Raw genomic sequence first — 18,169 nt, forward strand, 5'->3', positions numbered from 1 at the left:
GCAGCGGGCACATGAGTCATCTGGCGATCCACCGTATTTGGCCGATATCGAAGGGCGCTGCAGTCAGCGAAGGCTCTTAGAGCTGGCGGGTTCGCGCTTCAGCCTGCATGCGCGCCAGGCGAAGTCTGGCAGTCTTGGCATCGCGCTGTCGTCGCTCTTCTTCCAGTGCCTCCCGTGCCGCCTGGCTTGTCCGTTCCAGGACGTCCATCCTCTGCTCGGCGTTCATGACGTTTCTCTTCCGCGCGATCTCTGTATCTGGCATGGTCGCCTCCTTCTTCAGAAGGACATAACGCGCTTGTGTCGCGCGGGATGCCGTACGCTAGCGGACGCAAAGGCCCGGTTTTCGACTTCGCCGCGATGCTTCGGACTGGGGCGAGTGCCTTGCAAGATCAGCCGATGGTGAGCGGCCATGGCAAGGGCTAAGCACGCTTCAGCGCTTTTTGCTCCGCGGCAACAAGGCAATGAAGGAACTTGCTCCATCGAGGTTCGTTGTGGTCAGGTAACGTGGAGGATCCAATGGCGTTAATCTATCATGTCGACGAACATGACGAGGGATTTGCCTATCGCGTCGCTGACGTCTGGTCCGAGACATTTCCATCTCACGAAGAGGCTCTCCAGGCGGCCCGCGCAGCTGCGAAACGGCAGCGCCTCACCGGCGAAGGAGCCGAGATCACCTTCCAGGATGAAAACGGTGCGTGGCTGACCCAGGAAGTCAGCGGCGAGGAGCGTCCTGAAACGGGCGTCGTCGACGACACGTGACGAGGCTCGCTCAAACGGCTTGCGGACGATGAAAGGACCTTTCCATGTCGAATCTTGAGGCAGAACAATCAACCTGGTTGCGCAGCTTCATGACGGAGCTCGGAATTGTTGAGCCGGTCTCGGTCGTCGAGCTTGAAGAAGACCATCGTGAAGTCATCGAGGCCTATCGCAACGGCAAGGTCACCCAGGCCATGCTCAAAGGCAGCTTGCTGAACGACGCGCGTGTCAGCGGACAACTCCAGGTTTCCTCCTCCGACAGGTAACCCGAATTCACCGCCACTGCGTTTCAAATGTCGTCACACAATGGCAAGCTCGACCCCCAAAGCTGCGCTTGCCACTATGCTGGTTCGTCATGACGACGACGATCACGTCGCCGTCACCGGCGATCTCGATACGCGTGACAGCCACGAGTGGGCGGTGGGCTGGTGCCATCAAGACAGCGTATCTGCGGTTGTGCTCATCCAGGCGCGATGGCGTTCCTCATCCTGGTGGGCCTTCATGAAGAAAGCCTTCGACGCAGGGATCGCATCCTCGTGCCGGATCGCGCGGTGATAGGCGGTGACCGTGTCGTCCTCGTTCGTCTTCATCGCCTTGAGGATCGCGGCATCGCCCCACATATCTGCAAGTGCGATCTTGCCTGTCGTCAGCATCTGCTTCATATCGCCTTCGGAGGGTATCTCGACACCCAGTTCCCGGGCCATCTCCGTCAGAACCCTAAGGTGTTGCAGATGGTCCTGTTTGAACGTCGCAATTTGCGCGCTGAGTTCCTTATTGTCGAGACGATCGATGCAGGACTCGTAGGCGGCGATCGCGTCATGCTCAAGGTAGATTAGATTCGTGACTAGCTTTTCGATGCTGGCTTCCTCGCCGACCGTCGTGACCATAGTACTATCCTCCTTCTGATGCTGGTCTCACGCAATGGTTGGGCGCCGGCTTGGTTCCGCAACGATGCTTCCGTGTGCGGTAACGTACCGGAGCGACGGCCTTAGGGCCGGGACGTTGCTGACTGGCAGCACCTGAGATGTACGCTCCTTGCGGCGAAGATTGCGCATTGGGAGCTATAGCTTAGTGATTTTCCTAGACATGAGCGGACAGCGCGGCGCGCGGATGGCAGAGCCCCGCGCCCGGATTGTGCATGCCGCGACAAGTTGCCTGGCACCTGGTGGAAGATAATACAGCAAAGGGGACCCTAACGAAGCAGAACCAAGGATAGGCGGTGCCGGCCCGCGTCAATCACGGTATCTCACCGCGAGCGACCTGGTTCAGGCGCGATTTTCGACGGCGGCAAGCATTCGACGACACATCCACCGGGCGTGTCAGGCTCGCGCTCAAAAGCAAGGAGAAGACCATATGACGAGTGAATCTTTGAAGGCGCTATTGCGCGTTCTTGGTGGTCAGAACCGGAAAAAGATCGGCAAGCTACTTCGCAATTTGCAGAACCCTCTGCGCGGAAGCGGTGACAAGCCCGCAAGTTGATCTGGCCGGTTCAGTTCTGAGCTGCTCCGCGCCCCGAGCGAATTCCATCATCGGTTGGACCCGGTGCAGGGTTCGTCTCGACTCCCTCGTGGAGCGCGACCCAAGCGAGGATTGTTCCAACGAAGATGGCCGCCACGAAAACTGCCCAACCGGAGAGGGCTTTTCCGGCTCGCGCCCCGCGCTTTCCCTGCGCCTCGTATTCGGTCGTGGCCTTGGCTGATCCGTACGGGTCCTCGTTCGTCATAGCGCTCTCCTCTGACAGGCATCCGTCACCGCCGCTCCTTCAAAGGCGAGGAAACTTGTCAGCGAATAAAAGGATCCGGTCTGCTACCGTACGGGGTCCATGGGCTCACGACGCAGCAACAGAAATGAAAGCCGGTCCTAAAACACCTCGCCCTTTCTCTCGTGATCCGTGTTTTGCGGAGCCCCTCCCGATACCGTCGCTGCGAGTTTGTGGATATTTTTCGGGTCGTCGCCGCGACCGACTATCTCCAAAAAGATCCGGAATCCGATACCCGACCGATATTGGGCGAGACTAAGGCTTGACCTAATCACGAGCGCTCGCATATCGGCGACGCCAATTCTTCCGGTTTGGTGGTTCGTACAGGAGCCGGATGTCAGCTCACCAACTGATGACCCACATATTTCCTCTTCCCGAACCATAAAAATGCCTCCGACTGGGGGAGACCGTGCCGGAGGCATTCTTCACAACGCGACGCAGCGATCGAGAGGGGCGATCTCGCCTTGCGGGAGGTCAAGGCCGCCGCGTCGATCAACGAACCTCGAAACATCTGCTTTGGTTCCAGCTCAAGCTGAAAAGAAATTCTGGGAAGCCAAGGCGGTCGGTTCTTGCGACGTCGCTGATCCGCCCCCTTCAAGCGGGATGCTTGACGTCGAGTAGATTTAGATAACGGCGTCAACGTGCGCAGCGGTCGCCCTCGCATTCCCCGCGCTCGCACCGGCCATCTCGCCTGCCGATCATGTGCTGAGGACAGCAACCCTTCGCCGATAGCGTCAGTCGGTACGTTTTCGGACAAAGCCTGCAGGCTAAGGGCGAATCATATTCAAAAGCTTCCGGGAGTTCCGTCCCACGCAAGCGAGCCTGGACCTGCCGCAATGCGGCCAGGTCCAGGTATCCATACCGACATTCGGCGGTTGAGCGACACGCTGCGCTTTCCCAGGCAGGGTCGCGGATTGCCGAGCTCCGGTCTTGAGGCCGGCCGACAATTGTCCGGCTAGCTGCGGCGGTCGCCAAGCCCGCATCACGATCGGTACCACGAGGTCACTTTGTCCTTCCCGCATTTTTGGGCGCAAGGCTCTTCAATCTTGGCGCACCTGGCGATTCGATCGGAGCGGAATTTCCGCCCCGCCTCTGCAGGCGTCTGAAGTCGCAATGTCGAGCCGACTTCGATGACCGCCAAGTCGTGGACGTTCGAGCGTGAAGCACCAGATATGCCAGATGAACTATTATACGAGCGATACACATTTCGGCGATTTGCGCGTCCTGCGCCTCGACAAGCGCCCGTTTTCCAGAATGATCGACCATGACGACGCCCTGATCCGAATTTGGAACGAGACGGTTGGCCCCGATGATGAGGTCTGGCATCTCGGAGACTTCATGTCGGCAAAAGCGGGCGACTGCGGGGCGTTGCTCTCCCGGCTGAACGGCCGGAAGCACTTGATCATCGGCAACAACGACACGCGCACGACGACTGACTCACCGGGATGGGAGAGCGTGCAGTACTATGCGGAACTGCGCCAGGACGGACACCATCTCATCCTATGCCATTACGCGTTCCGGACCTGGAACCAGATGAGCAAGAAGTCCATCAACCTGCACGGACATTCGCACGGCCGACTAAAGCCCCTCCCCCGCCAGTTCGACGTCGGCGTCGACGCGCGCGGCCTGCGGCCCGTCACGCTCGAGCGTCTGCTGACGCCTTACGGCCCAGCGGCCTGAGGCGGGATTGTCAATCAGAAGGCTTGTACGGATTGTCGGCTCCAACATCTGATTGGCGGGCCTGAAGATGAAGCCGACGAGACAACCGTGACCGAAAATTCGATCAGAAGCGGTCACGCAGCCTGGCGTACAGATCGCGAAGGTCGTCGAGCGCCCGGTCGTACCGCGAACGCGACGGCGCAGCCTTTTGGCCAGCGAACGCAAACGCACACACGCCAACGATTGCGGCGACGGTGACCAGTGTCGAGACTGGGTACAGTTTGACCGCCGCCTCGGTCTGCCGCGCCGCCTGGCGTGCCCCACCCTTCACTGCGCCGGCGGCCTCGGCGATCTGCTGGCGAAGCGTGTTCAGCTCCTTGCGCAGCGCGCTGATTTCCTTTGAAGCGTCAAGTTCCGATTGCAGCGGAATACCGATTGATGCGGTGTTCGTGTCAACGATGCCGAGCGGGACGGGCTCGCCGATCTTTGCGCCTTCATCGACCAAAATGGGCTGCTCCTTTTTCGTAGGCATCGATTGCTCCTTCTCGACAGCGAGGCCGGACTTGGTTGAAACTGCCCGGATATGTCTCGGCAGCGCCATTTGTTCCATCGCCGGAAAAGACATCCGTAAGACCCTGCAACAGTAGGGCGGACATATCGGAGGCACTTTATGATGAGGCGCTCAATGGCAGTGTCCACATGTTCAGAAAGTACGTGGGCCCCACGTCCCGACGATATCGGCGGCTCTGCACGCCCAAGCGCCGAACCGTCGAGGCTGGTTTCCTCGACACCTGAACTGCAACAGCAGGATTAAACATTGCGGGTATCAATTCGGAAACGAACGGCATAAGACCATGTCCTCGACGGCTGGCGGATCATCGAGTTAGAGGCGGTCGGGACGAGGCCGATCGCCGCTTGCTAGATCGCGGTCGTCGGTGTCTGTTGAGAGCGTTCACCGGATCGGATTTCTGACATGGGCAAGGTCATCGCCGTCGCAGCGGATTCAAGGCATAGGTTTTCGAAGACAAGAGTTGAGGCGATCCGCGTGATTGCCGGTCTCGGCGTCGAAGGCGACGCGCATCTCGGCAAGACCGTCCAGCATCTGTCTCGCGTGCGTACCGACCCGACACAGCCGAACCTCCGACAGGTCCACCTCATCCACGCCGAGTTGTTCGAGGAGCTGGCGTCCAAAGGCTTTCGGGTTTGGCCAGCCGATCTCGGGGAAAACGTGACGACGAGTGGTGTCGACCTTCTTGCTCTTCCTCGTGGTACCATTTTGAAACTTGGTCCGGATGTCGAGCTTGAGGTGACAGGACTTCGCAATCCTTGCGCCCAGATCGACCGCTTTCAGCCGGGCTTGTTGAAGGCCGTCCTGGACAGGGGGCCGAACGGCGAGCTCATCCGCAAGGCAGGCATCATGACGATCGTTTTGAAGGGCGGTATCGTGAAAGCAGGTGACGTCATCGAGCAGAGACTACCCGCCCCGCCTTTCCTGCCATTGGAACGGGTCTGAAAGGCTCGCACCGGCTTTGCCTGGTGATCGGAGGCTACCGGACCATGTTCGCTGAACGGTGCGGCGACAAACGGCGGGCAATTCTCACCGACTTCCGGATGCGCAAGGGAGTTTAAGGCTGCTGCAATGACCGCTCTGGGGTTTTCCGGCCTAGTGAAAGTTTCTCGACTTCACCTTGAGCGTATCGATGTGCAGATCGGGAATATAGATATTCCTCGCCTGCATTGCCGGCTTCGGATTATCCCGCGTGTCTGGCCCGCCACCATGCTTGACCTGGTCACCCCGTCCATGCGGCAATTGGAACTCACGTTCCCCCGCTCCTATTCCCGCGAGATTTGAAGACAGGTCGAACAGCCTCTGGGCGACAAGGTGAACGACCTCGCCTTCCCGTTGGATCTTGCCGTTGATCGCCATCATGCTTGCGCCCATCAGTATCCGCCGCTGACGCTCGAACAACGATGGCCACACGACTGCGTTGACGGTGCCGGTCTCGTCTTCAAGCGTTAGGAACATGACGCCCTTGGCCGATCCTGGGCGCTGCCTGACGAGAACAAGTCCGGCCGTCATCAGCCATCTGCCGTCCCGCTGGCTCATCGCCTCCGAACAGGTCACGATGTCCTTCTTCGCCAGTTCACGGCGCAAAAAACTGACCGGATGCTGCCTCAGCGACAAACCCGTATGCGTGTAGTCCTCGACGACCTCTCGGCCATATGTCATAGATTTCAAGGTCACTTGCGGTTCCTGCATCTCCGGGATCGTCCTTAATTCGCGCTCGGCCGCCGCTGCCCATAGTTCCAGCGGCTCATCGCGCAGCGCCCTGATATCCCATTGCGCCTGCCGGCGCTCGAGCTTCAACGACGGCAGGAACGCATCGGCTTCGGCCAGCTTCTCAAGAGCTGCGACCGGGACATCAGACCTGCGCCACATGTCATCGACCGACACGAATGGCTGGTCGGCGCGGGCTATGACGATCCTGGCGGCATCATTCGTCGCCAGCCCTTTGACCATCCGCATCCCTAATCGGACGGCAAAGCGGTCGGTGCCCTCGATCGGCTCCATCGTGCAGTCCCAGCGGGACCGGTTGACGCAGACGGGCCGGATTTCAACACCGTGTTTTCGGGCATCTTGCACGATCTGGGCGGGTGCGTAGAAGCCCATCGGCTGGCTGTTGAGCAGCGCCGTGCAGAAGGCATCCGGATGATGGCATTTCACCCAGCAGGACGCGTAAGCGATCAACGCAAAGCTGGCGGCATGGCTTTCTGGGAAACCGTAGGAGCCGAATCCTTCGAGCTGGCCGAACGTCTCCTCTGCGAAGTCCGGTGTATAGCCGTTGTTGATCATTCCGGTGATCAGCTTGTCTTTGAACTTCGAGACCCCGCCCGTGAATTTGAACGTCGCCATCGATTTCCGCAGCTGGTCGGCTTCGCCAGCGGTAAAGCCGGCGCACACCATGGCGACCTTCATGGCGCTTTCCTGAAAAAGGGGAACGCCGAGGGTCTTCTTCAGCACCGCCTCGAGCTCTGGCGTTGGGTAGACCACCTCTTCCTTGCCCTCGCGTCGGCGCAGATACGGGTGAACCATATCGCCCTGGATCGGGCCGGGGCGGACGATCGCCACCTGGATTACCAGATCATAGAAGGTTCTGGGTTTCAGGCGAGGCAGCATCGCCATCTGGGCTCTGGATTCCACCTGAAACGTCCCGAGCGTGTCGGCTTTGCGGATCATCGCATAGGTCTGCGCCTCTTCCTGTGGGACGTCGGCAAGCCCCATCGGTAGCGCCTTGTGTTCGGCAAGGAGCTCGAAGGCTCTGGACATGCAGCTCAGCATGCCAAGCCCGAGAACGTCCATTTTCATGAATTTCAACGCCTCGAGATCGTCCTTATCCCATTCGACGACTTGTCGATCGTCCATGGCAGCCGGCTCGATCGGCACCAGGTCATCCAAGCGATCCTGGGTCAGTACGAAACCGCCAGGATGTTGTCCGAGGTGGCGCGGAGCCCCCATCAGCTGCGAGGACAGTTCGAGGGCGAGACGCAAGCGATAGTCGGCTGCGTTGAGATTGTTCTCCTTGAGCTGCCGCTCGCCCACGCCTTCCGACCAGCCCCAGACGCCCGAGGACAGTTGTTCGATAAGGTCTTGCGGCAAGCCCAACGCCTTGCCCACGTCCTTCAGAGCCCCTTTGGTGCGATAGCGGGTGACCGTGCAGACCAGCGCCGCCCGGGAACGACCGTAGGTCTCATAAATCCACTGGATCACCTCCTCGCGGCGATTGTGCTCGAAATCGACGTCGATATCGGGCGGCTCGTCGCGTTCGCGTGATACGAAGCGTTCGAACAACAGGTCGGACGTCTCGGGATTGATCGATGTGATGCCCAGGCAATAGCAGACGGCCGAATTCGCGGCCGAGCCGCGTCCTTGGCACAGAATTCCCTGCGAACGCGCATATCTGACAATATTGAAAACGGTCAGGAAATATGGGGCGTATTTCATCTCCCGGATCAGGTCCAGCTCGTGAAGGATTGCCTTCCTGACCTTTCGCGGAACGCCTTCCGGATAGCGCTCGGCCGCCCCTTCCCACGCAAACTTCACCAGCGATTGCTGCGCATCGAGGCCCGGCACAATGGCTTCGTCGGGATATTGGTATTGCAATTGGCCGAGATCGAAACGACAGCGATCGACGATCTCACGCGTGCGCGCCAAGGCCTCGGGATAGTCAAAAAAAAGCCGATGCATTTCCTCCGGCGCCTTTAGGAACCTGTCGGCATGCCGTTCGCGGTCGAAGCCGACGTCGTCGATAGTCGTGCCGTGTCGGATGCAGGTGACGACATCCTGCAACTGCCGCCGTCCGGGCTCATGAAACATGACGTCGTTGGTGACGACGGTCTTCACTTGATGACGTGCTGCCATGTTCGACAGATTGTGCAATCTCAAGCGATCGTTCGGCCGGCGGCGAAGGCAAAGGGAGACGTAGGCGCGATCGCCAAAGATGGCGGCAAGCTTGCGAAGCTGACCCGCATAGCTGTCGTCTGCCTCATCGGGCACCAGGATAGCCAGAAGCCCTTCATTGTAGACTTCGACGTCGGTGATATCGAGGATGCACTTGCCCTTGCCGCCGCGACTTTTGCCGAGCGAGAGCAATCGGGTCAGTCGGGAATAGGCCGGGCGGTCCGTCGGGTAGACCAGAAGCGACATTCCCTCCCTGAGGTCGAGACGGCATCCGACGACGAGCCGAACGCCCGTCGTTTTGGCTGCCTCCCAAGCGCGGACGATACCCGCGAGACTGTTGCGGTCGACGATGCCGATCGCGTCGATGCCGTATGCAGCAGCGGTCGCGAACAGCTCCTCGGGCGAACTTGCGCCCCTGAGAAAGCTGAAATGCGTCGTCACCTGGAGTTCGGCGTATGTCATGCGAAGACCCCATGGAGAAACCATTTGTGCGAGCCCGTGGTCACATCGACGCCGTCACCGGCGCGGAAGACCCAGTATCGCTCGCCCGTTTCGTCTTCCACGACGAAGTAGTCGCGGACGGCCCGCATCTCCAACGGCGTGGTCCACCATTCGCCGAATATCCGCTCGGGTCCATCGGCCCGCTTCACACGGCGACGCTTACCCCTCCAGGTGAAAACTGCCGGCGGCTGGTCCGGCAGGACCGCGATAACCTCGATCTCCTCCGGATATGGCAGGAGACGTGATGGTCTCGGCCATTTGGCGGCCCACGCCGCCCCCGTTTCCTCAACGGTTGGCCCGATGCGGGCGACGGAGCGTTCGGGAACGTCGGAGGCGACGGGAGTGACCCGATAGAGGCACTGGCCGCGATTGCCGAGAATATCGACCAGCGGCGTGACGTCGACGACCGGCTCGTCGATGAGGGACGAGGCGATCTGCTTTTCTTCGAGGGGTTCTGCCATGATCGCGACGAGGACCATCCGCTCGATGCCGTAGCCCGGATCGATCTTCTCGATGCGGTCGCAGAGCAGTCTGGAGAGACGGTCAGGATCACGGACCGGCTTGGCAAGTCCGGCGCGGAGACATTGCCGGGTGTTATCGACGCGATGGATGACCAGATCGGAGCGCCTGACACCTAGACCACGCGCTTCCAGCTTCGTCGTCAGTTGGTTCACGAGGCGGCGGACGTATTTTGCAATGGTTTGCGCAGCCCCGATCGGTTCCTGAAAATTGCGCGACACCTCGACCAACTCGGGCGTGCGCAACGGCTCGATCGGTTCGGCGACTCTGCCGAACAACTGGTCGAGCCGCCTTCCCGGCTCCGGGCCGAAGCGCAGTGCCAGCGGAGCCCGCGGCAGAGCCGAGAGTTCGCCCACAGTTTCGATACCCATTGCCCTTAATCCGCTGACCTGTTCTGGCGAAAGCCGCAGGCAGTGGATCGGCAATGCGACCACCGCTTCGGCAATACCGCCTACAGGAACGACCGTTGTCTCGGCCGATGTCAGGCGGGCGAGTGCATGGGCCGCACCCCATGTATCTGCGACGGCTACCCTTGCGGTGAGGCCCCGCGCGCGGAGCATGTTCACCAGCCCGGACATCAGGCGTTCCTCGCCACCCTGGAGATGGTCAGCCCCTTCCGTGTCCATGACGATTCCGTCGGTTCCGTCCACCGAGACCACTGGGCTGTATTGTCGAAGCGCCCACAGTGCCAGGCGCTCGATCACAGCAGCGTCTGCGATCGGATCGGCCTCCACGACGGCGAGGTTGGAGACCATCGCCTGCGCCTTGCTCGCCGGCATGCCGATATGGAGACCGAGCTTTCGGGCGTTTCTATCTGCAGCCGAAATCCAGCGTTTCGATCCGCTTTTCGAGATCACCACCAGAGGCTGGTCAGCCGGAACGGCGTCGCCATGACGTCTGATCCGATCTGTCGGCAGAAACGGGAAGTAAACAGATACGACCCTTGGCATCACAGGCTCCTATTTCGAACTCAGCACACTCGCCTGCTTTCACGCGCATCAATTCGGCCAGCCATCTGGCGCGGCCTACTCCGGAGACGGGTAACGGCTCGGAGGGCAGAACGCTGATACGCCATCTCGTGGTGGATGCCGTCGGCTGACCGTAGTCAGAGGCCTCGGACTGTCTTCGCCACCTCCTGAGGGCGATCGCCATCGTGCCGGTCTTCTCGGCGGCCAGATGCAGGCGGCGCGACGCGGTCATCGGCAATCGCACCAGTTCTCCGATCACGGCGCCGAGCCCCCCGAACGCCAGGCCTTCTTCCATCGATGCCAGAACGCCCTCCTCGCGATCGCTTTCGCAGAAGATGACCCGATCGGGGTGCAGGCCGGCCTGCGAGACCGCCGGAAAAAATAGGTCGGGCCTCGTCAGACACCAAAGCACTTTGCCCTTCGTGCGCGCCGCTATTCCGGCCACCATCAAAGCGGCGGCCGCGCCATCCACCGTGCCGGCCCCGCCACCCGCGAACTCGTGCAGGGCACCGCAGACCAGCCCGCCCCGAGGCAGGGCCTGGTCGATCTCCGGGACGCCGAACGGTAGGACAGGCTGCTCGCGTCCTTCGTCTCTTTCGAGATGTCGAATCCGCTCCCTCAGCTCGGAAATGACAGGATTTGCGCTCGCCTGAGCCATGGCCGCTCATCATCAGATTCAGGTTTCCTAATTGCGCAAAAGCGCATATGTTCCTTATTTGTTCCTGTTGTGAATGTGAGTCAACGCGCATCTAGCGGGTGGATATTCCTATTCAGCGACAACCCACACCAGATTGGCCGCCAAAAGTCCTTTCAAATCAAACAAGAGAAGCCTACAGATCCACAGCACGCAGAAAATGTCATCCATAAGAAAAAATAGCCAGGTTCTGACGCTGCGCGAATTCCGCAGCCCGACCATTGCCGTCGAATGCCCCGCATGCGATCGCCGCGCCGAACTCGACCGCCAGGCGTTGGTCAAGCAATACGGAGCGAGCCTCAGCTTCGTGCAGCTTCGAAGACGCATCTCGATGGGTTGTCCGAGAATGGTTGCCCGAGACGGGATCGACCGGTGCCAGACGCGGTTTCCAGGTCTGATCGCCGCAGGAATGTCACTGGGGACAGCCGACATGGACGACATCGAATAACATTGTCGCTTCCGGAACGTGCTGCGGGACGCGGCGCAATGGAAAACAAAAGAGGCCCTAGCGTCGTTTCTTCTCTCTTACCCGCAGCAGTTCCGCCGGCAGCATTCATCGATGAAAGCAGGAAGGCGATCGACGCCCTCCGGCCTGTGGTAGCCAGCCTGCCGAGGTCAGCGCTTGCGGTCGCCCTTGTCGCCCTGCCCGGATTTGGCCTCGTGTTCTGCGGCATGACGTGCATCTGCCGAGAGCGACCTTGAGACGTCGACGCTCTCCTTGAACCTGCCGTTGTGGTCGCGTCGAACGTAGCGTTTATCGCTTCCCGTATCGATCAGTTCACGCTTGCTCATAGAGGGACTCCTTTCAGGTTGTCTCCTTCGAAAACGCGCGCAGCGGAAAAAAGATGCATTGGAATCATCGCTTTAAAGGGGACTCGCAACGCGCGCATTGGCGCCCGGTTAAGTCATTGAAAAATGATTCGTTTTGGCTCGGAACAATTGGATGCCGATTCGCTTGAATCGCTTGAGTTGCGTCAGGAGTGTCAGGCAATGGCAGGGCCAAGAGCGAGTTGGAAAGGCTATATCAAGTTCGGAGAGGTCTCCTGTCCGGTAGCGCTCTACACGGCTGCATCCTCATCCGAACGCATCGCCTTCAACACCCTCAATCGAAAAACGGGCAATCGGGTCAAGCGGGAATTTGTCGACGGCGAGACCGGAGATCCGGTGGAGCGCGAGGACCAGGTCAAAGGCTATGAGGTCGAAAACGGCCAATATATCGTTCTCGAGCCAGAGGAGGTCGCAGCCGCGGTGCCTGAAAGTGACAAGACCCTGAGGATCGAAGCTTTCATTCCCTGCTCGCAGATCGACACGACCTACTTCGACAAGCCCTACTATCTGGCGCCCGACAAGATGGGCGAGGATGCTTTCATTCTCCTGCGGGATGGCATGAAACAGGAACATGTGGCCGGTATCGCCCGCACCGTGCTCTTTCGCCGGATGCGCACCGTTCTCATCCGGCCGCATGGCAAGGGGCTGATCGCCTCGACCCTGAACTTCGACTACGAGGTCCGTTCGTCGGAAAAGGCATTCGAAGACATGCCGGACCTCAAAATCGAAGGAGAGATGCTCGAGCTTGCCGAACATATCATAGGCACGAAGAAGGGCAGCTTCGACGCCAGTGCGTTCGACGATCGCTATGAGGCGGCCGTTGCCGAGCTGGTAAAAGCCAAGATCGAGGGCCGCGCACTGCCGAAGAAGAAGGCACCGGTTGCGTCCAAGCCCCGCGATCTCTTGCAGGCCCTGCGCGAGAGTGCCGGGATCGCAGCGGAGGGCGCCAAGCCGAAGCGTACCGCCGCCAATGCCAACCGCGGCGCCGGCCGCTCAAAAGCTGCAAAACGCGCTGTAAAATCCAAGCAGACAGCGGCAACGCCGGCCCGTCGCGCCGGCTGATCGGAGGACGCCGCCATGGCTCTACGTCCCTACTGGCGAGGCTATCTCAAACTCTCCCTCGTTACCTGCCCGGTGCAGATGATGCCGGCCACGTCGGAGAGTGACAAAGTCCGTTTCCATACGCTCAACCGTCAGACCCAGAACCGCGTCGTCAGCCATTACGTCGATTCCGTGACAGGCAAGGACGTCACGGAAGAGGACGAGGTCAAGGGCTACCAGCGCGGAGAGAACGAATACGTCATTCTCGAAGACGAGGAGCTCGAGAATGTCGCGCTGGAAAGCACGAAGACAATCGATATTTCCACCTTCACCGCGCGCGACAGCATCGACTGGATCTGGCTGGACGCGCCCTATTATCTCTCGCCGAACGATCCGGTCGGTCAGGAAGCGTTTTCGGTCATTAGAGATGCCATGAAGGCGCAGGACATGGTCGGAATATCCAGGCTCGTCATCTCGCGGCGCGAACGCGCCGTCATGCTCGAGCCACGCGGCAAGGGCATCGTCTTGTGGACGCTGCGCTACGGAGACGAGGTCCGCGACGAGGACGCCTATTTCGAGGCTATCGGCGACGAAAAGGCGGAGCCGGAGCTGATGCCGCTTATTCAACAGCTGATCACAAAACAGACGAAGGACTGGACCCCGAAAATGGTTGCCGATCCCGTCCAGGAGCGGCTGCTCGACATCATTGCCGCCAAGAAGAAGACATTGAAAAAGCCTGCCAAAACAAAAGCGAAACCTCAGCCGTCGTCACCAGCCAACAACGTCGTCAATATTATGGATGCGCTGAAGAAATCGGTTGCGGCCGAGAAGCGGGCGGGCAGATGAGCCGCCGCGTCAAACCGCTTCTCCAGGACGACCAGGTTCTCAAGTCGAAGCCGGCCCGTTCCCGCGACCCGACGCAACCCAATCTTCCCTTCGATCCTATGCCGGAGCGAATTGAGCCTTGCCTGGCGCTCTTGAAGAAAATCCCGCCGCGAGGTCCGGATTGGGCCTTCGAGATGAAATGGGATGGCTACCGGCTCGCCGTCCACATCGAACCAAAGGGCGTGCGGATCATTACCCGCGGGGGGCACGACTGGACGCATCGGTTCCCGGTGATCGCCGAGGAAGCCAAGAAGCTCGGCGTCGCAACGGCGATCCTGGACGGCGAGGCGGTCGTTCTCGACAAGGAGGGCCGTTCGAATTTTGGCGCACTACAGCGTTCGCTCGGCGGTCGGGGCGGAAAGCGCGCCTCCATGGAATCAGTGTTCTTCGCCTTTGATCTTCTTTATTTCGATGGTCACGATCTGACGAAAACGGAGCTCTCCGTCCGACGGCACCTGCTTGAGGACTTTCTGGACGGGGCCACCGGCGCCATCCAGCTTTCGGAGGAAGTGCCCGGCGATGGCGCCGAGCTTCTGGCGAATGCCTGCTCAATGGGGCTCGAGGGCATCATCGCCAAGCACCGGGAGCGGCCTTATCGCTCCGGCCGCACCGGTGACTGGCTGAAGATCAAATGTGTCCAGAGCGAGAGCTTCATGGTCGTCGGCTATGAGCAATCAAAAGTGGCGCGCGGTGGCATCGGCAGTCTGCTTCTGGCCGCCCGCAACGGCGATGAATGGATCTATGTCGGCTCGGTCGGCACGGGGTTCGATGCCAAGAATGCCGAGGAGCTGCGCACGCTGCTCGACAAACTGAGAACCAGTCGACCGGCAGTCGCGCTCAAGGGCAAGAACCTCGTCTTTGCCGAGCCGACGTTGATCGCCGAAATCGAGTTCCGCGGCTGGACCGATGACGGTAACTTACGTCATGCATCCTATAAGGGATTGCGCGAGGTACAGGACAACGCCGCCGTCTTCGATCTCAACGAGAAGCCGGCCGCCTGACTAAAAGGCCTGACATAAAAGGCAGATCGGTCGCCGCTCCCTCGGTCGGCTGCCGTGGTTTGGATGTCTCTTCTGTTGCTTCGTCCATCAGACATCGCCTGCAAGCTGCGCTTGCCAGATCATGCGGCGCGTCGTCCTTTGGCCAAGCGCTTGATCGCCTGCTCCAGCGGCCGCTCGCCGTCACAATAGTCCTGCCAGGCGGATGTTTTAGCAAGAAGCGCCGGCACGCTACGTAAGGTGAACTGTTTCGGGTCGAGGTTGGATTTCACCTGCGTCCAGGTGAGCGGCATCGATATGGTGGCGCCCGGACGCGCGCGCGGCGAGAGTGGTGCGACGGCTGTCGCCATGCGATCATTGCGCAGATAATCGAGGAAGATCCTGCCGCCTCGAAGGCTCTTGGTCATCTTGATCAGATAGAGGTCGGGGTTGTCGCGCGCCATCTCCTGACAGACGTCGTGTGCAAAGCCCTTGGCTTCGGCCCAGGACAATGGTTTTCGTTTGCTGACGGCGAGCGGGGTCACAACATGCAATCCCTTGCCGCCAGTGGTCTTGCAGAAGCTGACCAGACCGAGCTCGTCGAGCCGATCGCGCATTTCGCGGGCCGCCGCCACCACGGTCGAAAACGGAACATCAGGTCCGGGATCGAGGTCGAACACGAGCCTGCCGGGCACTTCCGGCTTGCCGGGCTCGCAATTCCAAGGATGTAGTTCGATCCCGCCGATCTGGGCGATGGCTGCGAGTCCTTCGATCCGATCGATCTGCAAGTAAGGCTTCTTATCCCCGAAGACCTTCACCAATTCCAGAAGGTTGGAGGTGCCAAGCATTGCGTGGCGTTGAAAAAACTGCTCTCCGCCGATACCGTCCGGCGCCCGAATGATCGAACACGGCCGGCCCCTGATATGCTCGATCAGCCAGGCGCCGACCGCTTCATGATAGCGGGCTAGGTCTTCCTTGGTGACGGGCTCGCCGTCGCCGGCGTCCGGCCAGAGCTGCTTATCGGGATTGGAAATCAGAACGCCCATGACTTCGGCCTTAGCGCCCTTGCGGCGGGCAGACTTGCTCTTGACCGTGCGGGCAGGTCCGGCCGTATCGGTCTGAGCAGGCGATGCAGGTTTTTCGGCCTCGACCTCTTTCGCCGGCTTATCCTCGCGCAGGCCCTTGAAGGCAGCCTGTCGCACGAGGCCGTCTGCCGTCCAGCCTTCGAATTCGATTTCAGCGACCAGCTCCGGTTTCACCCAGACCACTTCAGCCTGCTTCTTCGGCGCCCCGATACCGGTGAAGGGCGATTTTCCCGTCTCAAGCGCCTCCAGTTTCGCAAGCAGAGTCTCGACCTTCCTGGCGCCGTAGCCGGTCCCGACGCGACCGACATAGACGAAGTGATCGCCACGATGGACGCCGACCAGCAGAGACCGAAACTTGCCATTGGTCTTGGCGTAACCGCCGATCACCACTTCATGGCCGGCCCTGCATTTTGACTTTGCCCAGGTGTCGGTGCGGCCGGATTGATAGGGTGCATCCATTTGCTTGGAGACAACGCCCTCGAGATGCAGCTTGCAGGCTGAACGAAGCACGGCATCGCCGCCGGATTCGAAATGTTCGACATAGCGGATGCGCGGATCGCCGTCCGCGGCGTCGATAAGGTTTTGGAGCCGTTCCTTGCGCTCGATAAGGCGCATCGGCCGCAAGTCCTCGCCGCCGTCGAAAAGCAAGTCGAACGCGAAATAGACGAGATCGGCGGTCTTGCCTTCAGATAGAGCAGCTTGAAGCGCGGCAAAATCGGGTGCGCCGTTTTCGTCGAGCGCGCAGATCTCGCCGTCGATGATGCAGTCGGGAAGATCGGCGGCCGCAGCGGCAATTTCGGGATATTTTCCGGTCCAGTCGAGGCCCTTGCGCGTCTTCAGCGTCGCCGCTCCATCGGCGACCCGCATCTGGATACGGTAACCGTCGAACTTGATCTCGTGCAGCCAATCGTCGCCGGCGGGCGGCCGATCAAGCCTTTCGCATAGTTGCGGATCGATGAAATCCGGCAGATCGGCAGCGGTGGACGTCGCGACATCCTTGCGCGGTCGCTTCTTGCGCTCGGCCGCCGCCAGGCCGTGCGTGCTGTCCCAGACGGCGTCGGCCTCGACATCCGCGTTCGCCATCATGAACGGGCTTGGCTTGCGGCCCTTGCCGTTGGCGATTTGGTCCATGGTGCGGCCGGAGGCGACAGAGGTCGCGTTCTCCTCCAAGACTGCGGCGCCGTTTTCGTCGACGGAATAATCGTCGTGATGCTTGATCAGCAGCCAGTTCGTCCGCTTGCCGCCGTCCCGATCGCCGTGCATCCTGACCAGGACGAAACTGCCATGCAGCCGCTTGCCCTCGAGCGTGAACTTGAAATCGCCTTTCCTCAAAGCCTCCTGCGGCGACTTCCTGCCTTCCGGCTCCCAATAGCCGCGATCCCAGAGCATGACCGTACCGCCGCCATACTGGCCCTTGGGGATCGTGCCCTCGAAGTCACCGTAGTCGAGTGGGTGATCCTCGACCTCGACGGCGAGCCGCTTGTCATGCGGATCGAGTGATGGTCCTTTGGTCACCGCCCAGGATTTGAACACGCCGTCGAGCTCAAGCCTCAGGTCGTAGTGAAGCCGCGTCGCATCGTGCTTCTGGATCACGAACCGCCGGCGGTTCGAGGGCCTGACCTGCGTTTCACCGCTCGGTTCGCTGGTCTTTTGAAAATCGCGTTTGGCGCGGTATTTCGACAGATTATCGGCCATGCTCAGCGGCTCGATACCCGCAGGGCGCCGGCCTCCTCAAGACAACGCTCGACAGCGCCGACCTGGCTGCGTTTGACGTCCGCCGAAACCTCGATCTCGCCTTTGAGCGGCGCATCGCGACGTGCGCCCTCCTCATGCGAGGCGTCGCCCCCCGAGGGCACCAAGCCGGCGGAATTGCGGCCGGCGGCGGGCTCGATGAAGATGTCAGGGCGCGAGATGCCATACTGCTGAACCAGATGCTCGACCGCAATATCGGTCGCTTCCCGTGTTTCGAACGTGGCTCGGATTGTCGTCGTGCTGTCGTCGCCCATTGGCTCTCTCCTGATAACGTTCTCTAAAGCAT

At 60.4% G+C, this 18,169-nt stretch carries 18 protein-coding genes; 8 read left to right on the top strand and 10 right to left on the bottom strand.

The genetic code is table 11. From position 1 onward, the window contains the following. Positions 1-76: 76 nt before the first annotated feature. On the bottom strand, positions 77-262 hold the full coding sequence (locus FHX08_RS31020; RefSeq protein WP_132658240.1) for a hypothetical protein: 186 nt from the start codon (positions 260-262) through the stop codon (positions 77-79). A 254-nt stretch (positions 263-516) separates the two neighbouring features. On the opposite strand from FHX08_RS31020, the gene FHX08_RS31025 reads away from it, so the two are divergent. Both FHX08_RS31025 and FHX08_RS31030 read left to right on the top strand, forming a co-directional pair. Further along, positions 517-759 (top strand): DUF2188 domain-containing protein, encoded by a 243-nt coding sequence (locus FHX08_RS31025; RefSeq protein WP_132658238.1) that lies wholly within the window; start codon positions 517-519, stop codon positions 757-759. A 44-nt stretch (positions 760-803) separates the two neighbouring features. Next, positions 804-1,022, top strand: coding sequence for a hypothetical protein (locus FHX08_RS31030; RefSeq protein WP_132658236.1), 219 nt, complete (start codon positions 804-806; stop codon positions 1,020-1,022). Positions 1,023-1,029: 7 nt separating this feature from the next. Here the strand turns inward: FHX08_RS31030 and FHX08_RS31035 are convergent, their stop codons facing one another. Together FHX08_RS31035 and FHX08_RS31040 are read right to left on the bottom strand one after the other, a co-directional pair. After that, positions 1,030-1,191, bottom strand: coding sequence for a hypothetical protein (locus FHX08_RS31035; protein ID WP_184328208.1), 162 nt, complete (start codon positions 1,189-1,191; stop codon positions 1,030-1,032). After that, complete coding sequence (locus FHX08_RS31040; protein WP_184328209.1) at positions 1,191-1,643, bottom strand: DUF2383 domain-containing protein; 453 nt, start codon at positions 1,641-1,643, stop codon at positions 1,191-1,193. The genes FHX08_RS31035 and FHX08_RS31040 overlap by 1 nt, the downstream gene beginning before the upstream one ends. Positions 1,644-3,694: 2,051 nt before the next feature. Here FHX08_RS31040 and FHX08_RS31045 point away from each other — a divergent pair. Next, on the top strand, positions 3,695-4,195 hold the full coding sequence (locus FHX08_RS31045; protein WP_184328210.1) for a hydrolase: 501 nt from the start codon (positions 3,695-3,697) through the stop codon (positions 4,193-4,195). Between the two features lie 103 nt (positions 4,196-4,298). Here the strand turns inward: FHX08_RS31045 and FHX08_RS31050 are convergent, their stop codons facing one another. Further along, the gene (locus FHX08_RS31050; protein ID WP_132658312.1) at positions 4,299-4,706 is read right to left on the bottom strand and encodes a hypothetical protein; all 408 of its coding nucleotides are present in this window, start codon (positions 4,704-4,706) and stop codon (positions 4,299-4,301) included. 441 nt (positions 4,707-5,147) lie between these two features. Between FHX08_RS31050 and FHX08_RS31055 the strand changes: the two genes are divergently transcribed. Continuing rightward, entirely contained in the window at positions 5,148-5,687 is a 540-nt protein-coding gene (locus FHX08_RS31055) for an MOSC domain-containing protein (RefSeq protein ID WP_184328211.1), read from the top strand. A 150-nt stretch (positions 5,688-5,837) separates the two neighbouring features. Here FHX08_RS31055 and FHX08_RS31060 read toward each other — a convergent pair whose 3' ends face one another. Genes FHX08_RS31060 through FHX08_RS31070 form a run of 3 tightly spaced genes read right to left on the bottom strand, consistent with a single transcriptional unit; the run spans position 5,838 to position 11,279 of the window. Then, positions 5,838-9,095 (bottom strand): error-prone DNA polymerase, encoded by a 3,258-nt coding sequence (locus FHX08_RS31060; protein ID WP_184328212.1) that lies wholly within the window; start codon positions 9,093-9,095, stop codon positions 5,838-5,840. After that, positions 9,092-10,603 carry a DNA polymerase Y family protein gene (locus FHX08_RS31065; protein WP_132658226.1) on the bottom strand — a complete coding sequence of 504 codons (1,512 nt, stop codon included), beginning with the start codon at positions 10,601-10,603 and terminating at the stop codon, positions 9,092-9,094. Before FHX08_RS31065 ends, FHX08_RS31060 begins: the two co-directional genes overlap by 4 nt. Continuing rightward, on the bottom strand, positions 10,524-11,279 hold the full coding sequence (locus tag FHX08_RS31070; protein WP_132658224.1) for an ImuA family protein: 756 nt from the start codon (positions 11,277-11,279) through the stop codon (positions 10,524-10,526). Before FHX08_RS31070 ends, FHX08_RS31065 begins: the two co-directional genes overlap by 80 nt. A 196-nt stretch (positions 11,280-11,475) precedes the next feature. Here FHX08_RS31070 and FHX08_RS31075 point away from each other — a divergent pair, with 196 nt between their 5' ends. Beyond that, positions 11,476-11,763: a hypothetical protein gene (locus tag FHX08_RS31075; RefSeq protein WP_132658222.1), complete on the top strand. Its 288-nt coding sequence runs from the start codon at positions 11,476-11,478 to the stop codon at positions 11,761-11,763. Between the two features lie 167 nt (positions 11,764-11,930). On the opposite strand, the gene FHX08_RS31080 is transcribed toward FHX08_RS31075, so the two are convergent. Then, the gene (locus FHX08_RS31080; RefSeq protein ID WP_132658221.1) at positions 11,931-12,107 is read right to left on the bottom strand and encodes a hypothetical protein; all 177 of its coding nucleotides are present in this window, start codon (positions 12,105-12,107) and stop codon (positions 11,931-11,933) included. Between the two features lie 198 nt (positions 12,108-12,305). Between FHX08_RS31080 and FHX08_RS31085 the strand changes: the two genes are divergently transcribed. The 3 genes from FHX08_RS31085 to ligD (FHX08_RS31095) are packed head-to-tail and all read left to right on the top strand — an operon-like array spanning position 12,306 to position 15,070. Next, positions 12,306-13,205: a Ku protein gene (locus FHX08_RS31085; RefSeq protein ID WP_184328213.1), complete on the top strand. Its 900-nt coding sequence runs from the start codon at positions 12,306-12,308 to the stop codon at positions 13,203-13,205. A gap of 15 nt (positions 13,206-13,220) precedes the next feature. Next, positions 13,221-14,030: a Ku protein gene (locus tag FHX08_RS31090; RefSeq protein WP_184328214.1), complete on the top strand. Its 810-nt coding sequence runs from the start codon at positions 13,221-13,223 to the stop codon at positions 14,028-14,030. Further along, positions 14,027-15,070, top strand: a complete 1,044-nt coding sequence (ligD, locus tag FHX08_RS31095) for a non-homologous end-joining DNA ligase (protein WP_132658215.1) — start codon at positions 14,027-14,029, stop codon at positions 15,068-15,070. Before FHX08_RS31090 ends, ligD (FHX08_RS31095) begins: the two co-directional genes overlap by 4 nt. A 119-nt stretch (positions 15,071-15,189) precedes the next feature. On the opposite strand, the gene ligD (FHX08_RS31100) is transcribed toward ligD (FHX08_RS31095), so the two are convergent. Next, positions 15,190-17,826: a DNA ligase D gene (gene ligD, locus FHX08_RS31100; RefSeq protein WP_132658213.1), complete on the bottom strand. Its 2,637-nt coding sequence runs from the start codon at positions 17,824-17,826 to the stop codon at positions 15,190-15,192. 2 nt (positions 17,827-17,828) lie between these two features. Beyond that, a complete protein-coding gene (locus tag FHX08_RS31105) occupies positions 17,829-18,137 on the bottom strand; it encodes a hypothetical protein (protein WP_132658211.1) in 309 nt (102 codons plus the stop codon). Positions 18,138-18,169: the final 32 nt, after the last annotated feature.

The sequence above is a fragment of the Rhizobium sp. BK529 genome (assembly GCF_014194105.1).
In the GTDB taxonomy this organism is placed as follows: Bacteria; Pseudomonadota; Alphaproteobacteria; order Rhizobiales; family Rhizobiaceae; genus Rhizobium.

Excerpts from the sequence above, each read along its gene's own strand:
- FHX08_RS31020 (WP_132658240.1), bottom strand. The coding sequence starts at position 262 with ATGCCAGATACAGAGATCGCGCGGAAGAGAAACGTCATGAACGCCGAG.
- FHX08_RS31025 (WP_132658238.1), top strand. The coding sequence starts at position 517 with ATGGCGTTAATCTATCATGTCGACGAACATGACGAGGGATTTGCCTAT.
- FHX08_RS31030 (WP_132658236.1), top strand. The coding sequence starts at position 804 with ATGTCGAATCTTGAGGCAGAACAATCAACCTGGTTGCGCAGCTTCATG.
- FHX08_RS31035 (WP_184328208.1), bottom strand. The coding sequence starts at position 1,191 with ATGGCACCAGCCCACCGCCCACTCGTGGCTGTCACGCGTATCGAGATC.
- FHX08_RS31040 (WP_184328209.1), bottom strand. The coding sequence starts at position 1,643 with ATGGTCACGACGGTCGGCGAGGAAGCCAGCATCGAAAAGCTAGTCACG.
- FHX08_RS31045 (WP_184328210.1), top strand. The coding sequence starts at position 3,695 with ATGAACTATTATACGAGCGATACACATTTCGGCGATTTGCGCGTCCTG.
- FHX08_RS31050 (WP_132658312.1), bottom strand. The coding sequence starts at position 4,706 with ATGCCTACGAAAAAGGAGCAGCCCATTTTGGTCGATGAAGGCGCAAAG.
- FHX08_RS31055 (WP_184328211.1), top strand. The coding sequence starts at position 5,148 with ATGGGCAAGGTCATCGCCGTCGCAGCGGATTCAAGGCATAGGTTTTCG.
- FHX08_RS31060 (WP_184328212.1), bottom strand. The coding sequence starts at position 9,095 with ATGACATACGCCGAACTCCAGGTGACGACGCATTTCAGCTTTCTCAGG.
- FHX08_RS31065 (WP_132658226.1), bottom strand. The coding sequence starts at position 10,603 with ATGCCAAGGGTCGTATCTGTTTACTTCCCGTTTCTGCCGACAGATCGG.
- FHX08_RS31070 (WP_132658224.1), bottom strand. The coding sequence starts at position 11,279 with ATGGCTCAGGCGAGCGCAAATCCTGTCATTTCCGAGCTGAGGGAGCGG.
- FHX08_RS31075 (WP_132658222.1), top strand. The coding sequence starts at position 11,476 with ATGTCATCCATAAGAAAAAATAGCCAGGTTCTGACGCTGCGCGAATTC.
- FHX08_RS31080 (WP_132658221.1), bottom strand. The coding sequence starts at position 12,107 with ATGAGCAAGCGTGAACTGATCGATACGGGAAGCGATAAACGCTACGTT.
- FHX08_RS31085 (WP_184328213.1), top strand. The coding sequence starts at position 12,306 with ATGGCAGGGCCAAGAGCGAGTTGGAAAGGCTATATCAAGTTCGGAGAG.
- FHX08_RS31090 (WP_184328214.1), top strand. The coding sequence starts at position 13,221 with ATGGCTCTACGTCCCTACTGGCGAGGCTATCTCAAACTCTCCCTCGTT.
- ligD (WP_132658215.1), top strand. The coding sequence starts at position 14,027 with ATGAGCCGCCGCGTCAAACCGCTTCTCCAGGACGACCAGGTTCTCAAG.
- ligD (WP_132658213.1), bottom strand. The coding sequence starts at position 17,826 with ATGGCCGATAATCTGTCGAAATACCGCGCCAAACGCGATTTTCAAAAG.
- FHX08_RS31105 (WP_132658211.1), bottom strand. The coding sequence starts at position 18,137 with ATGGGCGACGACAGCACGACGACAATCCGAGCCACGTTCGAAACACGG.